The 15742-nt window shown below is 71.4% G+C and carries 13 protein-coding genes and 2 pseudogenes; 8 read left to right on the plus strand and 7 right to left on the minus strand.

Features of this window, described 5'->3' with window-relative positions; genetic code table 11:
• Nucleotides 1-3: 3 nt before the first annotated feature.
• The 5 genes from ACIA3K_RS28485 to ACIA3K_RS28505 all read right to left on the minus strand — a co-directional run bounded on the left by ACIA3K_RS28485 (nucleotide 4) and on the right by ACIA3K_RS28505 (nucleotide 5139).
• Complete coding sequence (locus tag ACIA3K_RS28485; protein WP_396804685.1) at nucleotides 4-1266, minus strand: sugar ABC transporter permease; 1263 nt, start codon at nucleotides 1264-1266, stop codon at nucleotides 4-6.
• Nucleotides 1263-2081 carry an ATP-binding cassette domain-containing protein gene (locus ACIA3K_RS28490; RefSeq protein ID WP_396804686.1) on the minus strand — a complete coding sequence of 273 codons (819 nt, stop codon included), beginning with the start codon at nucleotides 2079-2081 and terminating at the stop codon, nucleotides 1263-1265. The genes ACIA3K_RS28485 and ACIA3K_RS28490 overlap by 4 nt, the downstream gene beginning before the upstream one ends.
• Before the next feature lie 112 nt (nucleotides 2082-2193).
• Entirely contained in the window at nucleotides 2194-3291 is a 1098-nt protein-coding gene (locus tag ACIA3K_RS28495; protein WP_396804687.1) for a sugar ABC transporter substrate-binding protein, read from the minus strand.
• Nucleotides 3292-3468: 177 nt separating this feature from the next.
• Nucleotides 3469-3948 (minus strand): Cys-tRNA(Pro) deacylase, encoded by a 480-nt coding sequence (gene ybaK / locus ACIA3K_RS28500; RefSeq protein WP_396804688.1) that lies wholly within the window; start codon nucleotides 3946-3948, stop codon nucleotides 3469-3471.
• Nucleotides 3949-3957: 9 nt separating this feature from the next.
• Complete coding sequence (locus ACIA3K_RS28505) at nucleotides 3958-5139, minus strand: methyltransferase domain-containing protein (protein WP_396804689.1); 1182 nt, start codon at nucleotides 5137-5139, stop codon at nucleotides 3958-3960.
• A 258-nt stretch (nucleotides 5140-5397) separates the two neighbouring features.
• Between ACIA3K_RS28505 and groES the strand changes: the two genes are divergently transcribed.
• The 3 genes from groES (at nucleotide 5398) to ACIA3K_RS28520 (ending at nucleotide 9112) form a co-directional block, all read left to right on the plus strand.
• Nucleotides 5398-5712, plus strand: coding sequence for a co-chaperone GroES (groES, locus tag ACIA3K_RS28510; protein WP_030330046.1), 315 nt, complete (start codon nucleotides 5398-5400; stop codon nucleotides 5710-5712).
• A 70-nt stretch (nucleotides 5713-5782) separates the two neighbouring features.
• On the plus strand, nucleotides 5783-7420 hold the full coding sequence (gene groL, locus ACIA3K_RS28515) for a chaperonin GroEL (RefSeq protein WP_396804690.1): 1638 nt from the start codon (nucleotides 5783-5785) through the stop codon (nucleotides 7418-7420).
• A gap of 126 nt (nucleotides 7421-7546) precedes the next feature.
• Complete coding sequence (locus tag ACIA3K_RS28520; protein WP_396804691.1) at nucleotides 7547-9112, plus strand: molybdopterin-dependent oxidoreductase; 1566 nt, start codon at nucleotides 7547-7549, stop codon at nucleotides 9110-9112.
• 216 nt (nucleotides 9113-9328) lie between these two features.
• Here the strand turns inward: ACIA3K_RS28520 and ACIA3K_RS28525 are convergent, their stop codons facing one another.
• Nucleotides 9329-9712, minus strand: a complete 384-nt coding sequence (locus ACIA3K_RS28525) for a WhiB family transcriptional regulator (protein WP_357126320.1) — start codon at nucleotides 9710-9712, stop codon at nucleotides 9329-9331.
• Nucleotides 9713-9968: 256 nt separating this feature from the next.
• Between ACIA3K_RS28525 and ACIA3K_RS28530 the strand changes: the two are divergent.
• Nucleotides 9969-10512 (plus strand): annotated as a pseudogene (locus ACIA3K_RS28530) (helix-turn-helix transcriptional regulator); the annotation flags it as partial.
• A 77-nt stretch (nucleotides 10513-10589) separates the two neighbouring features.
• A pseudogene (locus ACIA3K_RS28535) lies at nucleotides 10590-10787 on the plus strand (response regulator transcription factor); the annotation flags it as partial.
• A gap of 24 nt (nucleotides 10788-10811) precedes the next feature.
• Here ACIA3K_RS28535 and ACIA3K_RS28540 read toward each other — a convergent pair.
• Complete coding sequence (locus tag ACIA3K_RS28540) at nucleotides 10812-11237, minus strand: DUF5319 domain-containing protein (RefSeq protein WP_396804692.1); 426 nt, start codon at nucleotides 11235-11237, stop codon at nucleotides 10812-10814.
• Nucleotides 11238-11423: 186 nt separating this feature from the next.
• Here ACIA3K_RS28540 and guaB point away from each other — a divergent pair, with 186 nt between their 5' ends.
• The 3 genes from guaB (at nucleotide 11424) to ACIA3K_RS28555 (ending at nucleotide 15710) form a co-directional block, all read left to right on the plus strand.
• Complete coding sequence (gene guaB / locus ACIA3K_RS28545) at nucleotides 11424-12986, plus strand: IMP dehydrogenase (RefSeq protein WP_396804693.1); 1563 nt, start codon at nucleotides 11424-11426, stop codon at nucleotides 12984-12986.
• Between the two features lie 31 nt (nucleotides 12987-13017).
• Nucleotides 13018-14136 carry a GuaB3 family IMP dehydrogenase-related protein gene (locus ACIA3K_RS28550; RefSeq protein ID WP_396804694.1) on the plus strand — a complete coding sequence of 373 codons (1119 nt, stop codon included), beginning with the start codon at nucleotides 13018-13020 and terminating at the stop codon, nucleotides 14134-14136.
• Between the two features lie 152 nt (nucleotides 14137-14288).
• Nucleotides 14289-15710 carry a M1 family metallopeptidase gene (locus ACIA3K_RS28555; protein ID WP_396804695.1) on the plus strand — a complete coding sequence of 474 codons (1422 nt, stop codon included), beginning with the start codon at nucleotides 14289-14291 and terminating at the stop codon, nucleotides 15708-15710.
• Nucleotides 15711-15742: the final 32 nt, after the last annotated feature.

The raw sequence follows: 15742 nt of genomic DNA on the forward strand, positions 1-15742 counted from the left end.
CGGTCAGCGGGTGCCGGTGGCTGCCGCGCGACGGCGGGAGAGCGCGTCGACGCTGGCGGCGAGCAGGAGCACGACGCCGGTGACCACGTACTTGACTCCCGCGCTGTAACCCATCAGGCCCATTCCGTTTTCGATGACCGCCACCACCGCGCCGCCGAGAACGGCGTCGAGGACGCGACCCTTGCCGCCGAAGAGGCTGGTGCCACCGATGACGGCCGCGCCGACCGCGTAGAGGAGTACGTTACTGCCCCCCGTGTTCGGGTCGACCGAGTTGGCCCGGCTGGCGGCCACGATGCCTCCGACGGCGGCCATCGACGAGCAGATCATGAACACCGAGATCCGGATGCGGTCGACGCCGATGCCGGCCCGGCGGGCCGCTTCCCGGTTGCCGCCCACGGCGTAGATGTGCCGGCCGTAGCTGGTGCGTTGCAGCACGAACGTCCACACGACCAGTAGCACCGCGATGATCGGCACCACGATCGGCACGCCCTTGAGCGAGCTGATCAGGACGTTGCGGCTGCGTTCCAGGTTGAGGACGTACACGGCCGTGCCGAGGATGATGGCGAGCCCGGCGATCCGCAGCGCCACCACGGCGATCGGGTCGGTGATCAGGCCGCGGGCCACCCGGTTGCGGTGCCGCAGCAGTTGCACCGCCGCGTAGCCGACGACCGCGAGGATGGCGAACGCCCAGCCCAGGGTGGGGGTGAGGTTGCGGTTGGCGATGGCGACGAGCACGTCGTCGCGGACGGAGATGTTGGTGCCCTCCTTCACCAGCAGGAGCACGATGCCCTGGAAGGCGAGGAAGCCGGCGAGGGTGACCACGAAGGACGGAATGCCGACCTTCGCGACGAGCATCCCGAGGCTGGTGCCGATGACCAGGCCGGTGGCGATCGCGGCGAGCACGGCGACCCACCAGGGGTAGCCGAGCACGGTGACCACGTTGGCCAGCACCGCCGCGCAGACGCCGCTGGCGAAGCCGGCGGAGAGGTCGATCTCGCCGAGCAGCAGCACGAAGACCAGGCCCATCGCGATCAGCGTGACCGCCGCGCCCTGCGTGAAGAGGTTGGCGAAGTTTCCCGCCGACAGGAACGACGACGGCCGCATGACCGCGAAGACGGTGCAGAGCACGATGAGGCCGAGGACGGCCGGCAACCCGCCGACGTCGCCACCGCGTACCCGACTCAGGTAGTTGCGGGCGTGCCCGCCGACGGTCGGCGGCGGTGTGACGGCCGCCGGGCCGTCCTTGCGCACGGCGGTGGTGGTCATCGGTCGCCTCCTGGAATCGAATCGGCCGGCTGCGGGCCGTCGCCGTTGCTGCCCGGCTCGGTGGCGAGGCCGAGTCCGCCCGAACGCCCGGCGGTGATCAGCTCAACGATCTGGGCGTGGGTGATGTCGGTGGTCTTCACCTGGGCGACCATCTGGCCGAGGTACAGCGCGGCGATCCGGTCGGCGACGGCGAAGACGTCGTTCATGTTGTGCGAGATGAGCACCACGGCCAGGCCGTTGTCGGCGAGGCGGCGGACGAGTTCGAGCACCTGGGCGGTCTGCGCCACGCCGAGCGCTGCGGTCGGCTCGTCCAGGATGACCAGTTTGCTGTTCCACAGCACCGCCTTGGCGATGGCCACGGTCTGGCGCTGACCACCGGAGAGGCTGGACACGTGCTGGCGCAGCGAGGTGACGGTGCGGACGGAGAGCCCGGCGAGTGTCTCGGCGGCGAGCTGTTCCATGGTCGGCTCGTCCAGGACGAGACCACTGCGCTTCTCCCGGCCGAGGAACATGTTCTGCACGATGTCCAGGTTGTCGCAGAGCGCCAGGTCCTGGTAGACGACCTCGATGCCGAGCGCGGCGGCGTCGCGAGGGCTGCCGATGTGCACCGGCTCGCCGTTGAACAGGAACTCGCCGGCGTCGGTGGGGTGGATGCCGCTGATGCACTTCACCAGGGTCGACTTGCCGGCGCCGTTGTCGCCGACCAGCGCGGTCACTTCGCCCGGGTGGACGGTCAGGGCGACGTCGCGGAGCACCTGGACGGGACCGAAGCTCTTGTCGATCCCGCGAAGCTCCAGCAGGGGGGTCGCGGACACGGGGGTCTCCTTCAGGGAGGGTCGGGGCCCGTCCGGCGGGCGCCGCCCGGCACGGGAGAGGTGCTCCCGTGCCGGGCGGCGGTGGTCGTCCCGGCGGGTACTGCGGCGTCGGTCAGCTGATGCCGGCGTCGGCGCAGGCCTTGGCGTACGCCGCGGTGCAGACCTCTTCCTTGGTCACGTAGCCGTCGGCGATGACGTCCTTGATGTTGTCCTTGTAGATAGCCTTCGGGGTGAGCAGCACCGAGGGGACGTCGCGGTTGCCCTCCGGGTCCTTCACCGTCTGGCCGGTGTCCTTCTTCTCGCCCTTGGCGAGCGCGATGGCCAGGTCGGACGCGGCCTTCGCCTCTTCGCGGACGGCCTTGTAGACGGTCATGCACTGGTCACCGGCGAGGATGTTCTGCAGTCCCTCGGTGCTGGCGTCCTGACCGGTCACCGGCACCTTGCCGTTGAGCTTGTTCTTCTTGAGGATCGAGATGGCGGCGTTGCCGAGGCCGTCGTTGGCGGACAGCACACCGTCGATCTTGCCGTTGGCCTTGGTGAGCTGCTGCTCGAAGATCGTCGCGGCCTGCGCGTTGTCCCACGCCGGCACGGCGTCCTCGGGGCCCTTGACGTACTCCTTGGAGTCGAACTTCGGCTTGAGTACCGAGTCGTAGCCGGCCTTGAACAGGGTGGCGTTGTTGTCGGTGGGGGAGCCGTTCAGGTACGCCACGACGGGGTTCTTGGCGCCCTTCTCGGTGAGGCACTTCGACAGGCCCTCACCCTGGAGCTTGCCGACGACCTCGTTGTCGAAGCTGACGTAGTACTGGGCGGAGCCGCCCAGGGTGAGCCGGTCGTAGTCGATGGTGGCGACGCCCTGCGACTTCGCCTTGTCGAGCACGGCCTTGCCGGTGCCGGAGTCCAGGTTGACGATCATCAGGGCGGTGACGCCGCTAGTGATCATCTGGTCGGCGATGGTCTGGAAGGCGGTCTTGTCGTTCTGGGCGTTCTGGATGTCGTACTTGACGCCCGCGGCCTTGAACGCCTCCTCCAGGAAGCGACGGTCCGCGGTCTCCCAGCGGGCCGAGGACTTGCTGTCCGGGAGGATCACGCCGATCTTCGGGGTCTTGGCGGAGCCGCCGGCGTCGGAGCCGGAGTCGTCGTCGCCGCACGCGGTCAAACCGCCGGTCGCGAGCAGGCCCACGGCGGCGATGGTGAGGATCCCCTTACGCATGTGCAGGGTCCTTTCGGAGGTGGGGGAGGTGTTGTTTTGTTGTGTCCGGCAACGTATTCCGCGTCACACTGGCACCACAAGACCACGCAGGTCCCAAGTTTGTTGGAAGCGATAACAATTCAGCAACGCGACTGTTACTCGCCGAACATCCCGCGAAAAGGGCGATGTAACGACAGGTCAGTGGGCCTGCAACGGCGCGGTACGGGCCTCGGTGAGCGCCACCAGGTCCGCCGCCGCCAGTTCGAGTTGCAGCCCGCGCCGACCAGCGGAGACGTAGATCGTCGGCAGGTTCAGCGCGGAGTCGTCGAGCACGGTGGGCAGCCGTCGGCGCTGCCCGAGCGGGCTGATCCCGCCCCGCACGTAGCCGGTGGCCCGCTCGGCGACCGTCCGCTCGGCGAGCGCCGCCCGCTTGCCGCCGACCGCCACCGCGAGCGCCTTGAGGTCCAGCTCACCGGTCACCGGTACGACCGCCACGGTGAGGACACCGTCCACCTCGGTCACCAGCGACTTGAACACCCGCTCCGGAGCCACGCCGAGGGCCGCCGCCACCAGGGCGCCGTAGTTCGGGGCGTCCGGTGCCACCCGGTACGGGTGGGTGCGGTGCGCGATCCCGCGCTTGGCCAGTAGTGCCGTTGCCGGAGTGCCCTGTCCCGCCACGCCTCGAACCTAGACGACAGGCTGGCCGATCAGCACTGTCGGCGCTCCGGCGACCCGGGTCAGCACCAGGCTCGCCGCCTGGTCGCCAGCCAGGCGCAGGTCCCGACGCAACTGCTCCGGCGTCAGCGCCGAACCCCGCTTGAGGATCTCCACCCGGCCCACCCGACGCTCGCGCAGCAACGCCCGCAGGCGCTTGAGCGAGAACGGCAGCACATCGGTGATCTCCAGGCAGCGCGCGTACGGGGTACGGGTCGGCTGGTCGGCGTAGAGGTACGCGATGCTCGGGTCGGCCAGGGTGGCGTCCAGCTCCGCGGCCAGCTCGGCGACGAGATGCGCGCGGACCACCGCCGGGTCCGGGTCGTACAGGTAGCGGCGCGGGGGCCCGACCAGCGCCTCCGTGTCGCCCGAGCCGGTGAGCTGGTGGATCTCCGTCCGGTACACGCTGGCGCGACGGGGCACCTCGGCCAGCTCTCCGCACCAGAGCGCGGCCTCGACCAGGTCGCCGTCCACGCCGACCCACTCCGCCTCCGCGCCGGCCGGAATGAGCGCGTGATCCAGGCCCGGCGCCACCTTCACCACCGTGCGCGGCACCCGCTCGGCCAGACCGGTCACGAAGTCCCAGGGCGGCGAGTAGGCACGCGGGTCGAAGATCCGTCGTCCGGTGCCGGTGGCCCGTCGGGCCGGGTCGCAGAAGACGCCGTCCACCCGCGACACGTCGAACGCGGTCGCGTCGCCGCACTCGACCGTGAACAGGTCGGCCAGCCCGGCTGCGGCGGCGTTGGCGGCGGCCATCGCCGCGGTCACCGGGTCGGCCTCCACCCCGTACACCCGAATGCCGGCACGGGCGGCGGCCAGCGCGTCCGCGCCGAGGCCGCACCCGAGATCGGCGAGGGTGCGCACGCCGGCCGCGTGCAGCCGGGCGGCCCGCCGGTCGGCGACCACCCGGCGGGTGGCCTGTTCCAGGCCGGGGCGGGTGAGGAACATCCCGGCGGCGGCGGGGCCGAACTTGCCCACCGCCCGGTGGCGCAGCTCGGCCTGGGTGAGGGCCGCCGCCGCCAGCATGGGGGGCACCCCGGCCGCGCGGAGCGCCGACGCCGCGGTCAGTGGATCGCCGCCGGCCAGCTCGGCCGCCGCCGTGAGGGCGGCCGACCCCTCGGGGGTACGCAGTTCCGCCAACTGATCGAGATCCACCTGCCCATTCTCCCGACCGAGGGGAAAATTCCGCTGGCGGGGCGCGACGCGCTGGCACTCTCCTTGACGGAGTGCTAGCCACGGAATAACCTGCGATTAGCACTCTCACCCTGAGGGTGCCAGCTCCCGGGTCTCGCGACCCGGGTGCGCACGCCAGGCGGACCGGCACCCGCGACGACGGCCCCGCCCGGTGGCATGAGGCAGATTGACGCTGGTCAGCCCCGCTGGCCGGCAACGAAACCAGTACCCCAGGAGGGTATGCCCGTGACTACCGCGACCAAGGTTGCGATCAAGCCGCTCGAGGACCGCATCGTGGTCCAGGCGAACGAGGCTGAGACCACCACGGCGTCGGGCATCGTGATCCCCGACACCGCCAAGGAGAAGCCGCAGGAGGGCACCGTCCTCGCTGTCGGTCCGGGGCGCGTCGACGACAACGGCAACCGGGTCCCGGTTGACGTGCAGGTCGGCGACACCGTCCTCTACTCGAAGTACGGCGGCACCGAGGTCAAGTACGCCGGCGAGGAGTACCTGGTGCTCTCCGCCCGCGACGTCCTCGCGGTCATCGAGAAGTAAGCAACCGATCAGTGTCGCTGCCCCGGTCCGGCTCGCCGGGCCGGGGCAGCGGCGCTTCGAAGGGACATTCATGGCGAAGATCCTCAGCTTCTCGGACGACGCCCGACACCTGCTGGAGCACGGTGTCAACGCCCTCGCTGACGCGGTCAAGGTCACCCTCGGACCGCGCGGGCGCAACGTCGTCCTGGACAAGAAGTTCGGTGCGCCGACGATCACCAACGATGGCGTGACCATCGCGAAGGAGATCGAGCTCACCAACCCCTACGAGAACCTCGGCGCGCAGCTGGTCAAGGAGGTGGCGACCAAGACCAACGACGTCGCCGGCGACGGGACCACCACCGCGACCGTGCTGGCGCAGGCGATGGTCCGTGAGGGCCTGCGCAACGTGACCGCCGGGAGCAACCCGGCCGGCCTCAAGCGGGGCATCGACGCGGCGGCCGCCAAGGTCTCCGAGGCGCTGCTCGGCAAGGCGGTCGAGGTCTCCGGCAAGGAGTCGATCGCGAACGTGGCGACGATCTCCGCGCAGGACGCCACCATCGGCGAGCTGATCGCCGAGGCGATGGAGCGGGTCGGCCGCGACGGTGTCATCACCGTCGAGGAGGGCTCGATGCTCACCACCGAGCTGGAGGTGACCGAGGGTCTCCAGTTCGACAAGGGCTTCATCTCGCCGAACTTCGTCACCGACCTGGAGGGTCAGGAGTCCGTCCTCGAGGACGCGTACATCCTGGTCACCACCCAGAAGATCTCGGCGATCGAGGAGCTGCTCCCGCTGCTGGAGAAGGTCCTGCAGAACAGCAAGCCCCTGCTGATCATCGCCGAGGACGTGGACGGCCAGGCGCTCTCCACCCTGGTGGTCAACTCGCTGCGCAAGACCCTCAAGGTCTGCGCGGTCAAGGCCCCGGGCTTCGGCGACCGGCGCAAGGCCATGCTCCAGGACATCGCGATCTCCACGGGCGCCGAGCTGGTCGCCCCGGAGCTGGGCTACAAGCTCGACCAGGTCGGCCTGGAGGTGCTCGGCACCGCCCGGCGCGTCGTGGTCGACAAGGAGAACACCACGATCGTCGACGGCGGCGGCCAGAAGACCGAGGTCGACGACCGGGTGGCCCAGATCCGCAAGGAGATCGAGGCCTCCGACTCCGACTGGGACCGGGAGAAGCTGGCCGAGCGGCTGGCGAAGCTCTCCGGCGGCATCGCCGTGATCAAGGTGGGCGCGGCGACCGAGGTCGAGATGAAGGAGCGCAAGCACCGCATCGAGGACGCCATCGCGGCGACCAAGGCCGCGGTCGAGGAGGGCACCGTGCCCGGCGGCGGCGCCGCCCTGGTGCAGATCCTCCCCGTGCTCGACGACGACCTGGGCTTCACCGGCGAGGAGAAGGTCGGTGTCTCGATCGTGCGCAAGGCGCTGGTCGAGCCGCTGCGCTGGATCGCGCAGAACGCCGGCCACGACGGCTACGTCGTGACCCAGAAGGTCGCCGGCATGCAGTGGGGCAACGGCCTCGACGCAGCCACCGGCGAGTACGGCGACCTGGTCAAGTCCGGCATCATCGACCCGGTGAAGGTGACCCGCAACGCCGTCACCAACGCCGCGTCGATCGCCGGTCTGCTGCTCAGCACGGAGAGCCTCGTGGTGGAGAAGCCGGAGCAGCCCGAGCCGGCCGCGGCCGGTGGCGGCCACGGCCACGGCCACCAGCACGGCCCGGGCTTCTGACCCGGTAGCGACACCCGTTCCGGGGCATACCGCCGTATGGCGGTGTGCCCCGGTTTCGTCCACGCGAGCATTACCAAGCGATGACGTCGTTGGCGACCGGCCGAGATGATCGCGCACACTGGGCCGATGAGCACGACGTCACGGCGGTACGCCGCGCTGGCCGGAATCACCGCCGCCGCCGTCGCGATCGGCATCGCGGAGCCGGTGGCGGTGCTGACCGGCCCCCGGTCGGCGCCACTGGTCGCGGTCGGCGGGGTGGTCGTCGACGCCGTTCCCGAGCCGCTCAAGCAGTTCGCCATCGACATCTTCGGCACCGCCGACAAGATCGCCCTGCTGACCGGAACGGCCCTGCTGCTGGCTGGGTTCGCGGCCCTCTTCGGATTGCTGGCGATCCGCCGGCTGGCCCTGGGCCTGGCCGGTATCGCGGCGTTCGGCGCCGTCGGTGTGGCCGCCGCGCTGACCCGGCCCGGCGCGGACGTCTTCGACGCGCTGCCGTCGCTGGTCGGCGGCGGGCTCGGCGCCCTGGTGCTCTGGCTGTTCATTGCCGGCCCGTTCGAGCTGGACCCCTGGCCGTGGGACCCACCCACGCCGGCGACGCCGGCCGCGCCGGTCGAGGGCGTCGACCCGGAGTCGCGCCGACGTTTCCTCACCGGCACCGGAGTGCTGCTCGGTACGGCGGCCGTGGCCGGTCTCGGCGGCCGTTGGCTGGCCGGACGACGGGGTGTCTCGGCGGCCCGGGACGCGATCCGGCTGCCCGCCCCGGCCGTCCCCGCGCCGGCCGTGCCCGCGGGAGCGGATCTGTCCCTGGCTCAGCTCGCGCCGTACGTCTCGCCGAACTCCGGGTTCTACCGGATCGACACCGCCCTGGTGGTGCCGCAGGTGAACCCGGACACCTGGCGGCTGCGCATTCACGGTCGGGTGGGTACCGAGCGCACCTACACCTACGCGGACCTGCTGGCCCGGCCGCTGGTCGAGCGGTACGTCACGCTGGCCTGCGTCTCCAACGAGGTCGGCGGGGACCTGATCGGCAACGCGCGCTGGCTCGGCGTACCGCTGCGGGAACTGCTGGACGAGGCCCAGCCGGACGAGGACGCCGATCAGGTCGTCGGCCGGTCGGTCGACGGCTGGACCTGCGGCACCCCCACCGCCGCCCTGCGCGACGGGCGCGACGCGCTGCTGGCGATCGGCATGAACGGTGAACCGCTGCCGGTCCAGCACGGCTTCCCGGTGCGGATGGTGGTGCCCGGTCTCTACGGCTACGTGTCGGCCTGCAAGTGGGTGACCGAGTTGGAGTTGACGCGCTTCGCCGACTTCGACGCGTACTGGGTGCCGCGCGGTTGGTCCGCCCAGGGGCCGATCAAGACCCAGTCGCGGATCGACGCGCCACGACGGCGCAACCGGCTGACCGCGGGCCCGGTGACGGTGGCCGGGGTGGCCTGGGCGCAGCACCGGGGCATCAGCCGGGTCGAGGTACGCGTCGACGACGGCCCCTGGCAGGAGGCGGCGCTGGCCCCGACGGTGTCGGTGGACACCTGGGTCCAGTGGTCCTGGCGCTGGGACGCCACGCCCGGCGAGCACCGTCTCCAGGTCCGGGCGACGGACGCGACCGGCGAGACCCAGACCGAGCGCACCCAGAGCGTCGCCCCCGACGGGGCCACCGGCTGGCACACCGTCCCGGTAAACGTCCGCTGAACCTGCCGGCGGCCAGGGTAGAGCCCGACCTCCTTTGCTCTGCTTCAATCCAGGCAACACCGGGTGTCCGGATGGCGGACACCCGGGTGTTGCCTCCGCTGAAGCAGAGCAAAGGGCTAGCGAAGCATCCACGCCCTCCGTCGAGGAGGGCGTGGGGCGAGAGGCGGGCGTGGGACGAGACGAGACGGGCCGTGTCGACCCGTCAGTGGTGTCGGGTCAGGCGACGTTGCGCTGGGCGGGAACGGTCGACTTGTGCGGGCGACCCAGGCGGGCCTCCAGGCGGGCCACGTCGACCCGGATCTGCCGGCGGTCCGCCAGGTCCTCCCAGCCGACGGCGAGCAGGCGTAGCCGCTCCGACTCGCTGAAGCCGCCCCACACGCCGTACGGCTCGCGGACCGACAGTGCGTGTGCGGCGCACTCGGCGCGGACCGGGCAGGCGCGGCAGACCGACTTGGCCGACGACTCCCGCCGCAGCCGCGAGGATCCGCGCTCCCCGTCCGGGTGGAAGAACTGCGCGCTGTCCCGGCCTCGGCAGGCACCGAGCCGCTGCCAGTCCCAGAGGTCGACGATGGGTCCGGGCAGTCTACGTACGTTCGACATCAGCACCCCTCCTCCCGCGCGGCACCGCGAGAATGCTTGTGGCCGGCTTCCGGGCGGCGGGCCGCGCAGGCGCACCGTTCCCGGCCTGGACCCCCCGGTACCCGGGTCGTTGCCGGCTCACACGTCTGTGATCGAAAACCCCTGGCAACTTGCGGCTTTTGCCCCTTCTGTCGGAAAAGTTCAGATGATTGCCGGGAACCTCCTCCCCAGCCGACCCCGTCATGGTCTGCTCGTGTGCGGAGAGGAGACCATCACAGTGCGTACCGTTCTTGTGTGCGTTCGAACACCGCTCGCGGCTCAGCACCTCACTTCTGCTGCCGCGCGGCTGGGTTTGTCCGCGATCGTTCGTACCGCCGTCTCCGATCCCGAGGTGATGCTGCGCCTGGCCGAACGACCGGCCGACGTGGTTCTGGCCGACACGGCCCTCACCCGGCCGGACAGCGCGGGCTTCGTCCGCCGGGTGCTGGCCCGCGCGCCGCAGGCAGCGGTCGTGCTGCTCGGCGCCGAGGAATCCGAGGCGGCGGCCGCCACCATCAGCGCCGGCGCCCGTGGGTTGATCCAGAACGCCGACCACGACCTCACCAGCGCGGTGGCGAAGGCCCTGCTCCTGCTCACCGCACCCGGCCGGGCCTCCCGGCAGCGGGTCACCGACCCGGCGCGGGATGCGGCGGCGGTCGGCGGCTCGGCCCGCCCCACTTCGTCGGTACGCGGCGCCGCAGAGCCCGGCTGGACCGCCGCGACCGGCGACGGGCCGGCGGGCGTCGCCTCGGTACCCGTGCAGCGGGGCGACGACGAGGTCGACTCGGCGACCGACGGGACCGCCACCGGGCAGTCCGACGCCACCCGGCCCGGCGCGGGCGTTCGTGGCGGCCGGTCGGCGATCGGGCTCACCGAACGGGAACTCCAGGTGCTGCTGGGCATGGCCGAGGGCAAGAGCAACGCGGAGATCGGCCGGGAACTGTTCGTCTCGGAGGACACCGTCAAGACACACGCGCGGCGGCTGTTCCGCAAGCTCGGAGCCCGGGACCGCGCCCACGCGGTCGCCGCCGGCTTCCGGGCCGGCCTGGTCTCCTGACGCCGGGAGCGGCCCGGCGGGACCTCAGTCGGCGGTGGTGGCGGTGCCCGGGTCCGGGTCGTCCTCGGTGCCCTCGGTCAGGGTGTCGTGCACCCCGTCGGCGTATCCGCGGGCGTAGTCCCAGGTCACGTAGTGGTCCGGATCCGGGTCGTACGCCGGCTCGTGCACCCGGGGCCGCCCCGAGTTGAGCAGGTGCCGCAGGTTGCCCCGCAGCAGGTCCCAGTCGAAGTAGTGCGGTTCCCGGCAGTCCTCGCATTCGATGACCAGCCCGCGCACCCCGATGGGCGCCAGCAGGGCCTGGTAGATCTCCAGGTCGGCGAGGTCTTCCAGCACATCCTGCCGCTCGACGTCGGTCAGCGGATCCGGCGTCGTGTCGTCGCCCGGATCGTCCAGCCCCGCGGTCGGGTCGGCCGGGTCGCCGTTGAACGGGTCGATGGGCTCGTCGTGCACCCCCTCACCGTAGACCCAACGCGGCGGGAACGTCCGCCCCCGGGCACCGCGCCCAGGGAACCGCCGCCGATCCAGGTCGCGCAGGTCACTGGGTACGATGGGACGACGTGCCGGCACCGTGGCGTGTTCCGGTGCCCGCCCGCGCCACCTCGCTGAAGCCCATCCGAGCAGCTCAGGGGAGCAATCGTGGAAAATTCGCCCAGCACTGATCTTCCGGCCGGCGTCGAGCACGCCGACCTGGGCGGCCACCTGCCCGAGCTGCCCGCCGGCTCGGCCCGGGTGGTTCCGCTCGGGCTCACCTTCGACGACGTGCTGCTTCAGCCGGGCGAGTCGGACGTGGTGCCCAGCCGGGTCAACACCCGGACGAAGCTCACCCGCAACGTCGAACTGACCGTCCCGCTGCTCTCCAGCGCCATGGACACGGTCACCGAGGCGCGGATGGCGATCGCCATGGCCCGCCAGGGCGGCATCGGCGTGCTGCACCGCAACCTCTCCGTGGAGGACCAGGCGCTCCAGGTCGACCTGGTCAAGCGCTCCGAGTCCGGCATGATCACCAACCCGGTGACCGCCAGCCCGGACGACACGCTGCGCGAGGTCGACGAGCTGTGCGGGCGGTACCGCATCTCGGGCGTCCCGGTGGTGGACGGCAACGGCCACCTGGTCGGCATCGTCACCAACCGCGACATGCGCTTCGTCTCCGAGCCGGACACCCCCGTCCGGGAGATCATGACCCGGACGCCGTTGGTCACCGCCCCGGTCGGGGTGAGCAAGGACGACGCGCTGGCGCTGCTGCGCCAGCACAAGGTCGAGAAGCTCCCGATCGTGGACGACGCCGGCCGGCTGCGCGGGCTGATCACCGTGAAGGACTTCACCAAGAGCGAGCAGTACCCGAACGCCACCAAGGACGACGCCGGCCGGCTGCGGGTGGCCGCCGCCGTCGGTGTGGGCGAGGACTCGTACAAGCGGGCGCGCACGCTCGTCGACGCCGGTGTCGACGTGCTGATCGTGGACACGGCGCACGGGCATCAGCGGGCCGTGCTGGACATGGTCCGCCGGCTCAAGAAGGACGTGACGATCGACATCGTGGGCGGCAACGTGGCCACGTACGCCGGCGCGAAAGCGCTGGTCGAGGCCGGCGCCGACGGCATCAAGGTGGGTGTGGGCCCGGGCGCGATCTGCACCACCCGGATCGTCGCCGGCGTCGGCGTCCCGCAGATCACCGCGATCATGGAGGCGGCCCGCGCTGCCCGGCCGGCCGGCGTGCCGGTGATCGGTGACGGTGGCATCCAGTACTCGGGCGACATCGCCAAGGCCCTGGTCGCCGGCGCGGACACCGTGATGCTCGGCAGCCTGCTGGCCGGCTGCGAGGAGAGCCCCGGTGAGCTGATCTTCATCAACGGCAAGCAGTACAAGGCGTACCGCGGGATGGGCTCGCTCGGCGCGATGCAGTCCCGGGGGCAGGCCAAGTCGTACTCCAAGGACCGGTACTTCCAGCAGGACGTTCTCGCCGAGGACAAGCTGGTCCCCGAGGGCGTCGAGGGTCAGGTGCCCTACCGGGGCCCGCTGTCCGCGGTCGCCCACCAGCTCATCGGCGGGCTGCGGGCCGCCATGGGGTACGTCGGCGCGGAGAGCATCCCCGAGCTGCACCGGCGTGGCCAGCTGATCCGGATCACCGCGGCCGGGCTCAAGGAGAGCCACCCGCACGACATCCAGATGACCGTCGAGGCGCCCAACTACCACTCCCGCTGACCCCACCACCCCCAACAATCTGGAGTCCCCCATGCGTGACGTGGTCGAGATCGGGCTGGGCAAGACCGCGCAGCGCGGCTACCACCTGGACGACATCGCCATCGTGCCGAGCCGTCGGACCCGGGACGTCGACGACGTCTCGACCGCGTGGCAGCTCGACGCGTACCCGTTCGGTATCCCCTGTGTCGGGCACCCCTCGGACGCCACGATGAGCCCGTCGTCGGCGGTCCGGTTGGGTCAGCTCGGCGGTCTCGGTGTGCTCAACGTCGAGGGTCTGTGGACCCGCTACGAGAACCCGACGAAGGTGCTGGACGAGCTGGCCGGCCTCGACGAGGAGGCCCGTGCCACCAAGCGGCTCCAGGAGGTCTACGCGGAGCCGATCCGTCCTGACCTGATCGCCGAGCGGGTGCGCGAGCTGCGTGCCGGCGGCGGCACGGTGGCTGTGCGGGTCTCCCCGCAGCACACCCTCGCGCTGGCGCCGGTGATCCTGGACGCCGGGGTGGACATCCTGGTCATCCAGGGCACCATCGTCTCGGCCGAGCACGTGTCGACGACCGACGAGCCGCTGAACCTCAAGGAGTTCATCGCCGACCTCGACCTGCCCGTGATCGTCGGCGGCTGCACGGACTACAAGACGGCGCTGCACCTGATGCGGACCGGCGCGGCCGGCGTGATCGTGGGTATCGGCGGCGACGAGTGGTCGACGACCGAGTCGGTGCTGGGCATCCGGGTGCCGATGGCCACCGCCATCGCGGATGCCGCGGCGGCCCGCCGGGACTACCTGGACGAGACCGGTGGCCGGTACGTGCACCTGATCGCCGATGGTGACATCCAGACCTCCGGTGACATCGCCAAGGCGCTCGGCTGCGGCGCGGACGCGGTGATGCTCGGTGAGCCGCTGTCGCTCTGCGACGAGGCCCCCGCCGGTGGCGCCTGGTGGCACTCGGCGGCGAGCCACCCGTCGCTGCCCCGGGGTGCCTTCGAGGTGTCCGGTGAGCCGCTCGGCTCGATGGAGCAGCTGCTCTTCGGGCCGGCGGACGAGGCGGACGGCCAGCTCAACCTGTTCGGTGGGCTGCGTCGGGCCATGGCCAAGTGCGGCTACCGCGACCTCAAGGAGTTCCAGAAGGTCGGCCTGGTCCTCGACCGCTGATCGCTCGCGTCGCCCGAAGGGCCGGCTCCGCCACCGTGCGGGGCCGGCCCTTCGCCGTCACCGTCGACGCCCTGGCCGTCGATTCGGGCCTGCGCCAGCGTGCCGCTGGCTACGCTCGGTCCTGACCCCGGGTGGCGCGGAAGGAGTGGTGCATGGTCCTGCGCGGACTGACGCCGCCGCGCCGTCGGCTGGCCGCCACTCTCACGGCTCTGAGCTGCGCCGTCGCGCTGACCACGGCCGGCTGCACGGGCGACGACGACGGTTTCCGGCCCGGTGCGGCGGACGCCGGTGACCCGTACGTTCCGGGCCGGGGCAACGGGGGTTACGACGTCACGCACTACGGGCTGGACGTCCGCTACGACCCGGGGACGGACCGGCTCACCGGTCGGGCCACCATCACGGCGACCGCCACCCAGGAGTTGTCCCGGTTCAACCTGGACCTGGTCGGCCTGAACGTCGACGGGGTCACCGTCGCCGGCGAGCGCGCCCAGCACCGACGCGAGGACGGCGAGCTGGTCGTGACCCCACGAGACGGGCTGGCGCGCGGTCGGTCGTTCACGGTGACCGTCGACTACGCGGGCGTGCCCACCCCCGTCGACGACGGCGTGCTGGGCAGCGGCGGTTTCCTGCACACCGCCGACGGGGCCATCGCGCTCGGGCAGCCCGAATCGGCGGCCACCTGGTTCCCGGTCAACGACCACCCGTCGGACAAGGCCAGCTACGACATCGCGGTGACCGTCCCGGACGGACTGTCCGCGTTGAGCAACGGGGTGCCCGGCCCCCGGAGCAGCGCCGACGGGTGGACGACCTGGCGCTGGTCGGAGCGCACCCCGATGGCCAGCTACCTGAGCACCCTCGTGATCGGGAACTACCGGGTGGTCTCCGGCACCCACGCCGGAAGGCCGATGGTCACCGCGGTCGCGGCGAGCCTGCCGGCGAACGGTGGCGCGGCCGGCTCGGTGGCCCGCACCGGGGAGATCGTCGACTTCCTGGCCAGCCGCTTCGGTCCGTACCCCTTCGACTCGTACGGCGGGATCGTGGTCGCGGACGAGCGGATCGGGTACGCGTTGGAGACGCAGTCCCGGCCGGTCTACGGGCCTGCCTTCTTCACCGGCGACCACCCGAACCCCGGGGTGGTGGCGCACGAGCTGGCCCATCAGTGGTTCGGCGACAGCGTGTCGCTGCGCAGGTGGAGCGACATCTGGCTCAACGAGGGCTTCGCCAGTTACGCCGAGTGGCTGTGGGAGGAGCACGACGGCGGCCGGACCGCGCAGCGCAACTTCGAGCTGCAGTACGCGTCGACCGACTGGTCGGAGCCGTCGGTCGAGCCGGGCCGGGAGCGGATGTTCGGCACCGCCGTCTACAAGCGCGGCGCGCTCGCCGTGCACGCGCTGCGCCGGACGGTCGGTGACGACACCTTCTTCCGCATCCTGCGCACCTGGACGTCGGAGCGGGCGTCCGGCACCGCCACCACCTCGGACTTCGTGGCGCTGGCCGAGCGGGTGGCCGACCGGCCGCTCCGGCCGCTCTTCGACGCCTGGCTGGCGGGCGGCGCGGCACCGACCCTGCCGTGACGGCCCCGTGATCATCTGTCGATAGGCTGCCG

The sequence above is a fragment of the Micromonospora sp. NPDC051543 genome (assembly GCF_044454415.1).
Classification (GTDB): Bacteria; Actinomycetota; Actinomycetes; order Mycobacteriales; family Micromonosporaceae; genus Micromonospora.